Raw genomic sequence first — 9,572 nt, forward strand, 5'->3', positions numbered from 1 at the left:
CGACGGAGCGACTCACCGCAGAGTTGATTCGCCCCTTGATCTGGGTTGATGGACAACTCAGCCCCCCCAAGAATCCGTCGCAACCGGCGTGACAGCACGTCGACCTTCTACGCCAACGCTCAGGAGAACGCTTCGATGCCCACCTCTGTCGACCGGCCGGCCATGGTCAGCACCTGCATGGCGAGACTGGACTCCGGCCTCAGGATAGAAGCGGCAAATGCCGACTTCTTCTCTCATGTCGCCCGGTCCTCGACGGAGATCTGCGGACGCAGTATTTACGACGTCCTGCATCCGAGCGCTCGTAACATCCTTCCGAAGCACTTCATGCGTCTGTCCGACGGCCACGGCAGTCGCTTCGTCGAGCGTGTGGTGGCCATGCGTGGCAACGACCGGGTCTTCTCGGCGGAGATCACCGGTGTAGCCGTCAAGGGGGAGAGGGACGACTTTTCCGGTGTCGTGATCCTGATGAGTCCGGACGACGAGCCGGCGGAGCGGCCCGCGAAGCCGGCGCCGATACTCACGGCTCTGGACGCCCGCATTCTGGAGGGTGTTGCCACGGGTGCCTCGACCGTTCAGATGGCTTCACGCCTTTACCTCAGCCGCCAAGGCGTGGAGTACCACGTCGGGGTGATGTTCCGCCGTTTCAAGGCCCCCAACCGTGCCGCGCTCGTCTCCCGCGCGTACTCGATGGGTGTGCTCACGGTCGGCACCTGGCCGCCCCGTGCCGTACCCGACTTCGTGAAGTGACCCGCCCGGCACCCTGTGCCGGGCGGGTCGCCGTAAGGCCATCTTTGAGCCACCCCGACGCCACGCTTCGAAGGGGTCAGCAGTGGGGCGGGATCAAGGCCGATCACGCGGCGCCCGTGCCGTCGCGGCGGTCGAGGACGACGCCGTAAGGGGGCCAGAGGCTCACGCGACAGAGTCGGCCGAAAGGGCGTTGAAGTCGCCGCCGACGGCGCTGGGCTTCACGTCGGTCGGGCGGTGTTCGCGCCCCGCCGTACCTCTCGGCAAACAAGCGAACGCATGACCCGAGCCGGAGGAAGGGCCCCTGCACCGCCGGAGTGGTTGCGGCAGGGCGTGGTCGCGGCGACGTTGTTGTCGGGCAGCGGTGTGGAGCGGCCGACGTTCAGGGTTCAGCCGGAGAAGTGGACGGTGGTCTCCCGGGTCGTGCGGTCGGTGTAGGTGACGACTGCCGTGCCCGAGGACAGGCCGTTGTTCGCTGCCCCCCAAGAAGTACGGCGTGCCCGAGCCGGATACCCGTACCGTCCGGCCGTTTGCCTCGTCGACGGTGATCCGCGAGCCGGGGGTGACGCCATCGGCGGCGGGCACGTCCGCGGAGCAGCTCGAACCACACGAACTACGAGCTCATCTCGCCCAGGGCGTCGTTACCCGCGACTGCCGCCAGACTGAGCTGGCCGCGCAGGGCGGGCGTCGCCGCCGACGAGCTGGCCTGCGTGGACCGGACCGTGCTGGAGCGATACCTCGACGACCTGGCCCTCGATTCGCGGTCAACTCATTCCCGCAGCCGGGACATCAGCTCGCTGAACGCCTTCTTCCACGCCGTGCGCCGCCACGGCCGGGACCTGAGTCTCCCGGCGAACGCGACCTTCTACCCCGACGACTTCCCCCGCCCCCGACAAGCGGCTTCCCCGGGCACCGGCCGAGCACGTGATGGCCCAGGTCGAGCAGCCCGCCAACCTCGGCCGCTGGCACACTCCCGACGGCCGGGCGCTGACCTTGATCCTCATGCGCTGCGGGCTTCGGGTCGGCGATGCCTGCCACCTGGCTTTCGACTGCATCATCCGGGACGCCGACGGCGCCTCCTACCTGCGCTACCTCAACCGGAAGATGAAACGCGAAGCCCTGGTCCCCATCGATGAGGAGGTCGAGGCGAGATCGCCGCCCAGCAGCAGCGTGTCCTGCAGCGTTGGTCCGGCGGTGGCCGGTGGCTGTTCCCGGCGCCACGGATGAACCCCGAGGGCACCCGGCCCCTGACCACGCACTCCTACCGCGGCCAGCTCGATCGCTGGCTGGAGCGGTGCGACGTCCAGGACGAGCACGGCCGAGCCGTCCAGACGCCCCATCAATGGCGCCACACTTTGGAACCAGGCTGATCGACCGGGACGTCTCGCAGGAAATCGTACGCGTCCTTCTCGATCACTCTTCCGGCGAGATGACCGCCCACTATGCCCGGCTGCACGACACCACGGTCCGCCGGCACTCGGAGAAGGCCCGCGAGGTCAACATCAAGGGCGAGAGCGTCACCGTCGATCCCGGCGGACCTCTGGCCGAGGCCACCTGGGTCAAGCAGCGACTCGGGCGCGTGACCCAGGCCCTGCTCAACGGCTACTGCGGCCTGCCGGTGCAACGGACATGCCCGGCATGCCAATGCCTGCTTGACCTGCCCGATGTTCGTCACCATCCTCGAGTTCCTGCCGCAGCACCGCGAGCAACGGCAGCAGCTGCTGCAGATCGTCTCGGCCGCCGAGGTCCGCGGCCAAGCGCGTGTGGCCGAGATGAACCGCCAGGTCCTCGGCAACCTGGAAAAGATCATCACCGGTCTGGAAACTGATCCCGGGCAGCCGGAGGCGACCGCCGAAGCGAGCTGACAACAGCCGGCACATCGTCGACGCCGCCCGCCGCCGCAGCGAGTACACCCGCGCCAAAGCAATCCAGGCCCTCCGCACCCTCGACGCGGCGGGCAAGCCCGTCACTTTCGAGACCGTCGCGAAGCAGGCCGGAGTGTCCCGGTCGGGGCTCTATGCCCAGCCGGACGTGCGCGCGGAGATCGAGCGGCTACGGGCGGCACACCGCCGGGAACGCCGCCACGACTCGCACCAGCCCACCACGGGCAGGGGGCGGGCAATCCCAGGTCGGTAACGATCGGCCCGTGCTGAAAGGACCCCGGTGCCCTCACCCGCTACGTCCCGGACAACCACCGCGATGCAAACATCCAGGGCAACAGCCTGCTGAGGCAGCGAACTCAAGATAATCCAGGAGCAAGTCGGCCACGAACACGCCAGCACCACCGCGCCCTACACGTGCGTCTCCTCGGACTTCCGCACCTGCACCCTGCGGCGGCACCTGGACTCCACCATCGCCGCGGCCCTCCAGGCCCAGACCGGGAGGCAAGCATGAAGCGCAAGGTCGGATACACGTGGCGGCTGCGTGAGGTGATGGCCGCACACGGTGTCTTCACCGCGACCGAGCTGGTGCCGCTGCTGCGCGAGCGGGGCATCGGCCTGTCCGCCGCCCAGGTTTACCGCCTGGTCCCCTACCCCCGAACGGCTGTCGTTGCGGGTCCCGTCCGCTCTCTGCGACATCCTGTCCTGCACCCCGGCCGACCTGCTCGCCACCACCGCCGAGAACGCCGGAGTCCGCAGGACCGCCACCGACGGCCTCCCTGCCTCGCCCGCCGACAACGTCGCGAAGCTGCGGCCCCGCCCAGCCCGCATCCTGCCCGATGCATGAGCCCCGCTTACAAGACTCCCGAACAGCATGATCGCTGGCACAAGCGGACGTGCGCCCGCTGCGGACGGCACGGCTGGTTCACCGCCCGCCGGCCCGCCGGCCACGTCTGCCGCACCTGCCACGACAAGGCCCTGCGTGTCCGGGGGCAGTGCCCAGCCTGCGGCGACGAGCGTGTCCTTCCCGGACGACGGCCCGATGACGGGATCGTGATCTGCCCGGACTGCGCGGGCTTCATGATGTCCTACCGCTGCTCCCGCTGCGGGCACGAGGGCAAATTGCACGGTGGCCGGCTCTGCACCCGGTGCGCCCTCGCCGACAGACTCAACGATCTCCTCGACGACGGCACCGGCCGCAGCGCCCCGCCCTCCGACCCTTGCCAAGGCGCTGCTCCTCGGTGCATTGATCCCCCGAACACCGAAGGCAGCCGACCGTGAACCCCCAGCAACTGAGGCCTCCTTGAGCGCGGTCCCGGCTCTCGGTCGATGACGAGGATGCGGCGCTCCGCCTACGGCTTGGGCGCCGGCTGCTCTCCCGAGCCTCGGACGACCAGTCGAGTGGGCACGGTGATGGTGCGGGCGCGGGAGCGGTCGCCGTCGAGGCGGGTGAGAGCGGTGGTCGCGGCGCTTCGGCCGATTTCTTCGGGGTCCTGGGCGACGACGGTCAGGGCCGGTTCCAGTGCCTCGGCGAGCGAGACGTCGTCGAAAGCGACGACGGCCACGTCCTTGCGCTTGATGCGGGCGAGCTCGGCGACTGTGCCCAGCGCCATGATGTTGTTGCCGGCGAACAGGGCCGTGGGGGGATCGGCCAGGTCGAGCAGTTTCGAGGTCGCGGCCTTGGCCCCTTGCTGGTCGTGTGCGCTGGCAACCAGCGAGCGGTTGTAGGGGATGTCGGCTTCCTGGAGGGCCGCGCGGTATCCGGCGAGGCGTTCGCGGCGGGTGTACAGCTTGACGGGCAGGTCGCCGACGAAGCCGATGCGCCGGTGGCCGTGGCCGATGAGGTGGGCGACGCCGTCGTGGGTCCCGGCACGGTTGGAGCTGACGATGCTGTCCGTGGACAGGCCGACGCCGGGACGGTCGAGGAAGATCACGGGTAGCCCCGCCGTACGGTGGGACTTGAGGTGGGAGTGGTCGGCGCCGACGGCCGGCACGACCATCAGAATGCTGACGCGCCGGGCTAGGAACTTGTCCGTCAGGGCGCGTTCGCGGTCGGGGTCGTCCGCGGAGGAGCCCATGAGCAGGGTCAGTCCGCGTTCGCGGACCGTGTCCTCTATGGCGCGGGCCACGGCTCCGAAGAAGGGGTTGGCGAGGTCGGGGATGACCAGGCCGATGGTGGTGTCCGGGCCGCCGACGCGGATGTTGCGTGCCATGAGGTTCGGCTGGAAGCCGAGCTTGGCCACTGCGGCGAGCACTTGGTCCCTGGTCTGCGCAGAGGCCGGTCCGTCCTCGTTGAGGACGCGTGAGACCGTCTTGGCGCTGACGCCGACTTCTCGCGCGACGTCGGTCAGGGTGGGGCGGCGGTCCGCTGCCATGGAGGAAACCGTCTCCTGTGAGCCCTCGGATCCGGCCGCGGCCTCGGCCGGACATGCTGAGAGCTGAGTCGTGTTGTCAGGTGGCCTGGACTCCGGCGGCCTTCGCGGCCTCCGAATCCGCTACGACAGTATCTCCGGCCTCGTCGATGCTGAGTGCGCCGGTCATGATGGCGACGACCTCGGCCATGGAGTAGTCGGCGGGCTTGATCAGGGCGGCGCGCCGGCCCAGCCGGTGGACGTGGATCCGGTCGGCGATCTCGAAGACGTGGGGCATGTTGTGGCTGATCAGGACGACCGGCATGCCCTTGTCGCGGACCCGGCGGATCAGGTCGAGGACCTGGCCGGACTCCTTGACGCCCAGGGCGGCCGTGGGTTCGTCCATGACAACGACGGAGCGGGCCCAGGCGACGGCGCGGGCGACCGCGACGGCCTGCCGTTGTCCGCCGGAGAGGGTCTCGACCGCCTGGGTGAGCGACCGCAGGCCGATCTTCAGGTCCGCCATGTGCTCGGCGGCCTCCTGGCGCATGCGCTTCTTGTCGAGCATGCGGAACGTGCTGCCGAGGATGCCGGGGCGGCGCAGTTCGCGGCCCAGGAACATGTTGGAGGCGATGTCCATGGAGGCGGCCACGGCGAGGTCCTGGTAGACCGTCTCGATGCCGTGGGCGCGTGCGCTCTGCGGTCCGGAGAACTGGATGAGCTCGCCGTTGAGGCGGATCTCGCCCGCGTCGGGGACGACCGCACCGGTGAGGGCCTTGATCAGGCTGGTCTTGCCGGCGCCGTTGTCGCCGATGACGGCGAGGACCTCGCCGGGCAGCAGGTCGAAGTCGGCGCCGTCGATGGCGGTGACGTGGCCGTACCGCTTGACCAGACCGCGGGCCTGCAGAACGGGGGTGGAGGAGGTCGTGGCGGTCATCGTGCCTTCTTCCGGGAGATCTGGTCGACGGTCACCGCGAGGATCACCAGGACGCCGGTGATCAGGGTCTGGTAGATGGAGGCGACGCCCATCAGCTGCAGGCCGTTGCGGAACACGCCGACGATGAGGACGCCGATGAAGGTGCCCAGCACCGAGCCGCGGCCGCCGAAGAGACTGGTGCCGCCGAGGACCACGGCGGTGATGCTGTCGAGGTTGTCGGTCTGCCCGGCCTGCGGGTCACCGACTCCGGTGCGGGAGATGAGCAGCAGGGCGGCGATGCCGTACAGCAGACCGGCCACGGTGTAGATGCCGATGGTCAGGCGGGAGGTGCGGATGCCGTTCAGCCGGGCGGCCTCGGAGCTGTTGCCCAGGGCGTAGACGTGCCGGCCCCAACCGGTGCTGCTCAGCGCGTAGGCGAGCAGGAGGAACAGCGCGATGGTGACCAGGGAGCCGTACGTGATGTCGGTGTGGCCGAGCGGGAAGGTCTGCCCGAGGGCCGTCAGCGCGCCGGGCAGACTGGTGACGGTCTGCTCCTTGGAATAGATGTGGGTCAGCGCGAACGCCACGTTCAGCATGCCGAGGGTGACGATGAACGGCGGCAGCGGGATCTTCTGCACCAGCAACCCGTTGAGCAGGCCGAAGCCGCCGCAGACGGCCAGGCCCAGCGCGATCGCGACGAGCGGTGGCAGCGAGCCCTCGGCCGCCATCTTGGCGATCACGATGCTGCCGAACGCCATCACGGCCCCGCACGACAGGTCAATTCCGGCGGTGAGGATGATCAGAGTCTGCCCGATGGCGAGCGTGCCGACGACCATGACCTGCTGCACGATGAGGGAGAAGTTCCCTCCGGTGAGGAACTGGTCGGACGAGACGGAGAAGAAGACGCAGGCCAGGAGGAGGGCGACCAGGGGTCCGGTGGTCGGTGCCGTGAGCAGTCTGCGGGCCGTGGTCGGTGCCTTGAGCTCCGCGTACGGCGTGGTCGTGGCTGTCATGCGAAGTCCTTGTCGGAAGACAGAGTCCTTGTCGCCAGGACAAGGGGGGCGGCCGTCCCGGGCCGGGGAGGTGCTGGGCCGACCGCCCCGCTGAGGGGAGGGGCGGTGTCGTACGGTCCTCGGGGGGCGGTTCAGCCCCAGCAGTTCTGCAGGCCGTAGAGTGTGTCCTTGGACGTGACTCCTGCCTGTGCCTTGTCGGTGACCAGGGTGACGCCGGTGTCGGTGTAACCGGACGCCTTCTTGCCGTTCTTGGCGTACGTCACGACAGCCTGGACGCCCTCGGCGGCCATCTTCAGCGGGTACTGCTGTGACGTCGCGGCGATCTTGCCGTCCTTGACGGCCTGGGTGCCGGTGCAGCCGCCGTCCACGGAGACGATCAGGACGTCCTTCTCCCGGCCCTTGGCCTTGAGGGCGGTGTACGCGCCCAGGGCGGCCGGTTCGTTGATCGTGTAGACGACGTTGATGCCGGGCGCCTTCTGCAGGCAGTTCTCCATCGCCGTCTGGCCCTTGGCCTGGTCGCCGCCCGTGTCCTGGGCACAGACGACGTCCTTGTCGGTGGCGCCGAAGCCCTTCAGGAAGCCGTTGTGACGCTGGACGCCGACGGAGACGCCCGGCGCCAGGTCGAGGGCGGCTATCTTCGCCGTCTTGCCCTTCATGGCAGCCTTGGCGTACTCGCCGATCAGCTCGCCGGCCTTGAGGTTGTCCGTGGCGAAGAGGGCGTCGACCGCGCTCTGCGGCTCGGTCGGGGTGTCCAGCGCGATGACCAGGACACCCTTGGCACGGGCCTTCGCGATCGCGGGCACGATCGCCTTGGAGTCGCTCGGGGTGATGAGGATGCCCTTCACCCCGGCGGCGACCATGTTCTCGATGGCGGTGACCTGCCCGGCGTTGTCGCCGTCGAACTTGCCCGCCGCGGTCATCAGCTGGACGCCGTCCTGCTTGGCGGCCTTCTCCGCCCCCTCCTTCATCTTCACGAAGAACGGGTTGGTGTCGGTCTTGGTGATCAGACCGACCTTGACACCGCCCGAGCCGGAGCTCCCGGCGCCCGACCCGGAGCCGGATCCGCAGGCCGTCAGGGTGAGGGCCGCGATGCCGGTGCACGCGGCGACTCTGAGGAGGGAGGGGGTCAGACGAGTGGTGCGAGACATGAACGACTCCTGCGGGATCACGAGCGGCGCGGTCGGCATCGGAGCATGCCGTCCCGAGGTGTCATCGTTGACTTATGTCATCGTTGACACTGCATGCCGAGGATGATGGACTCCGCGTCCAGGCAACGTCAATGCCTTCCAGTCGTCACAAATCGGCAACGCCCGTGACCGTCGTCCCCGCGTAGCAGGTCGTTGGCCGCGTCGCGTCGCGGCCCCTTTGGCCGGCCCTTCCGAGAGGGAGCAGCCCATGAGCCCTCGTCAGATCACCGTCCTGGAGAGTGCGTTGCGGACGCCTTCACCGAGCCGGCCGGTGCCGCGAACGAACTCGCGCTGCGGGTGCTGCCGGGCGGCGGACCCGCGAACACGGCGGTGGCCCTGGCCCGTCTCGGCACCCCGGCACGCTTCCTCGCGCGGCTGTCCGGCGATGTGTTCGGCCGCCTGTTCCGGTCCCACCTGGAGGCGTCCGGCGTGGACCTGTCGTACGCCGTCGAGGCCGCCGAGCCCAGCACGCTGGCCGTGGCGGAACTGGACGCGCAGGGGCAGGCCGCGTTCAAACCCCAGGCCACCGACCTGGGGTTTCTCTCTGGAGCGGGTGACGAGAATCGAACTCGCGCTCTCAGCTTGGGAAGCTGAGGCATTTTGGGGCCGATTGATTTCTGAGCTGGGCGAACGGCCGTTTCGTGGCCTCTTTGGACCGGGGCGTTTTCACCGTGATTCCCCGCTGTTCCCCGCTCGATCTGGTGCGGTTGTGGTGCGTTTCCGTGTCGAACTGGTCGCGACGACCACCGCGCCATCTTCGGCCGTTTCGTGCCGACGCGCGATGACGCGGGGGTCGTCTCCTGTGCATGTAGTACGTCTCAGCTCGCGATCTGTTGCCGCCTAGTGGCCCTGGCCAAGGCCCCAGCCGCCACCGTCACCCGGGCCGGAGCCTTGGTGACTGTAGCCGTTGTAGACGGAATCGTGGTTGGTTCCTGCCAGGCCCCAGCTGCCACCCTGGCCTGGGCCGTCGCCGCCGTGACTGTACCCGGGATCGCTCGGGTCGCTGCCACCAGGAGAGCCGTGGAGGATGGCCACCACTTCGGTGGCGTGGTGGGGCATTGGGGCAGCGAATGCGCTTGCCGGAACCAAGGCGGCGCCAGCTGCCAGAGCGATCGAAGCTGTAGCCATTACGAGACTGCGCTTCCGGAAATGCATTTTCATGGGTTTTCCCATTTCGTAATTCGGAGTTTTTGATTGCTGTGCAAGAGCAGTGCCGTATCATGCGGTGCCTGATTTATCGGCGTGCCCTGCTTCAAATGAACCCGACGGAAGGTCAGGCGTCATGCCACTAGGATCCGTGCCTTGACGCACGTGCGGGATCTTGATAGGTGACTGCGCCCGAGGGTGATATTGATCGAACTGTGAACTCAATGCGCGGACAGTAATTGCGGTACCGCCTGGCAATGAAAGGTTTGCCTTAGCCTCGATCATTCATGAGGGTGCGTCAGCTTGCTGACGGACCCTTTGTGGTGAGTGCTGGT

General features: G+C 68.3%; 10 protein-coding genes and 1 pseudogene. 6 read left to right on the forward strand and 5 right to left on the reverse strand.

The features are described 5' to 3' along the window. Positions 1 to 135 precede the first annotated feature (135 nt). On the forward strand, positions 136 to 747 hold the full coding sequence (locus IE277_RS40490; RefSeq protein WP_229882349.1) for a LuxR C-terminal-related transcriptional regulator: 612 nt from the start codon (positions 136 to 138) through the stop codon (positions 745 to 747). A gap of 924 nt (positions 748 to 1,671) precedes the next feature. Next, on the forward strand, positions 1,672 to 1,971 hold the full coding sequence (locus IE277_RS48170) for a site-specific integrase (protein WP_229882350.1): 300 nt from the start codon (positions 1,672 to 1,674) through the stop codon (positions 1,969 to 1,971). 112 nt (positions 1,972 to 2,083) lie between these two features. Here IE277_RS48170 and IE277_RS48175 read toward each other — a convergent pair whose 3' ends face one another. After that, on the reverse strand, positions 2,084 to 2,422 hold the full coding sequence (locus IE277_RS48175; protein WP_229882351.1) for a hypothetical protein: 339 nt from the start codon (positions 2,420 to 2,422) through the stop codon (positions 2,084 to 2,086). On the opposite strand from IE277_RS48175, the gene IE277_RS48180 reads away from it, so the two are divergent. From IE277_RS48180 to IE277_RS49880, 3 genes are all read left to right on the forward strand, one after another. Beyond that, the gene (locus tag IE277_RS48180; RefSeq protein ID WP_229882352.1) at positions 2,409 to 2,609 is read left to right on the forward strand and encodes an integrase; all 201 of its coding nucleotides are present in this window, start codon (positions 2,409 to 2,411) and stop codon (positions 2,607 to 2,609) included. The genes IE277_RS48175 and IE277_RS48180 overlap by 14 nt on opposite strands. Before the next feature lie 61 nt (positions 2,610 to 2,670). Then, positions 2,671 to 2,880 carry a DUF6262 family protein gene (locus tag IE277_RS49035; RefSeq protein ID WP_268252716.1) on the forward strand — a complete coding sequence of 70 codons (210 nt, stop codon included), beginning with the start codon at positions 2,671 to 2,673 and terminating at the stop codon, positions 2,878 to 2,880. A 414-nt stretch (positions 2,881 to 3,294) separates the two neighbouring features. Next, positions 3,295 to 3,471 (forward strand): hypothetical protein, encoded by a 177-nt coding sequence (locus IE277_RS49880; RefSeq protein WP_373310988.1) that lies wholly within the window; start codon positions 3,295 to 3,297, stop codon positions 3,469 to 3,471. Between the two features lie 505 nt (positions 3,472 to 3,976). On the opposite strand, the gene IE277_RS40505 is transcribed toward IE277_RS49880, so the two are convergent. From IE277_RS40505 to IE277_RS40520, 4 genes are all read right to left on the reverse strand, one after another. Then, complete coding sequence (locus IE277_RS40505) at positions 3,977 to 4,999, reverse strand: LacI family DNA-binding transcriptional regulator (protein WP_189958737.1); 1,023 nt, start codon at positions 4,997 to 4,999, stop codon at positions 3,977 to 3,979. A gap of 76 nt (positions 5,000 to 5,075) precedes the next feature. Further along, on the reverse strand, positions 5,076 to 5,912 hold the full coding sequence (locus IE277_RS40510; protein ID WP_189958738.1) for an ATP-binding cassette domain-containing protein: 837 nt from the start codon (positions 5,910 to 5,912) through the stop codon (positions 5,076 to 5,078). Then, the gene (locus tag IE277_RS40515; protein ID WP_189958739.1) at positions 5,909 to 6,904 is read right to left on the reverse strand and encodes an ABC transporter permease; all 996 of its coding nucleotides are present in this window, start codon (positions 6,902 to 6,904) and stop codon (positions 5,909 to 5,911) included. The genes IE277_RS40510 and IE277_RS40515 overlap by 4 nt, the downstream gene beginning before the upstream one ends. A 131-nt stretch (positions 6,905 to 7,035) precedes the next feature. After that, entirely contained in the window at positions 7,036 to 8,052 is a 1,017-nt protein-coding gene (locus IE277_RS40520; protein WP_189958740.1) for a sugar ABC transporter substrate-binding protein, read from the reverse strand. A gap of 247 nt (positions 8,053 to 8,299) precedes the next feature. Between IE277_RS40520 and IE277_RS40525 the strand changes: the two are divergent. Beyond that, a pseudogene (locus tag IE277_RS40525) lies at positions 8,300 to 8,604 on the forward strand (PfkB family carbohydrate kinase); the annotation flags it as partial. Positions 8,605 to 9,572: the final 968 nt, after the last annotated feature.

This window comes from Streptomyces alanosinicus (assembly GCF_014650595.1).
Classification (GTDB): Bacteria; Actinomycetota; Actinomycetes; order Streptomycetales; family Streptomycetaceae; genus Streptomyces; species Streptomyces alanosinicus.

Coding starts and splice junctions, on each gene's coding strand:
- IE277_RS40490 (WP_229882349.1), top strand. CDS start 136: ATGCCCACCTCTGTCGACCGGCCGGCCATGGTCAGCACCTGCATGGCG.
- IE277_RS48170 (WP_229882350.1), top strand. CDS start 1,672: ATGGCCCAGGTCGAGCAGCCCGCCAACCTCGGCCGCTGGCACACTCCC.
- IE277_RS48180 (WP_229882352.1), top strand. CDS start 2,409: ATGTTCGTCACCATCCTCGAGTTCCTGCCGCAGCACCGCGAGCAACGG.
- IE277_RS48175 (WP_229882351.1), bottom strand. CDS start 2,422: ATGGTGACGAACATCGGGCAGGTCAAGCAGGCATTGGCATGCCGGGCA.
- IE277_RS40505 (WP_189958737.1), bottom strand. CDS start 4,999: ATGGCAGCGGACCGCCGCCCCACCCTGACCGACGTCGCGCGAGAAGTC.
- IE277_RS40510 (WP_189958738.1), bottom strand. CDS start 5,912: ATGACCGCCACGACCTCCTCCACCCCCGTTCTGCAGGCCCGCGGTCTG.
- IE277_RS40515 (WP_189958739.1), bottom strand. CDS start 6,904: ATGACAGCCACGACCACGCCGTACGCGGAGCTCAAGGCACCGACCACG.
- IE277_RS40520 (WP_189958740.1), bottom strand. CDS start 8,052: ATGTCTCGCACCACTCGTCTGACCCCCTCCCTCCTCAGAGTCGCCGCG.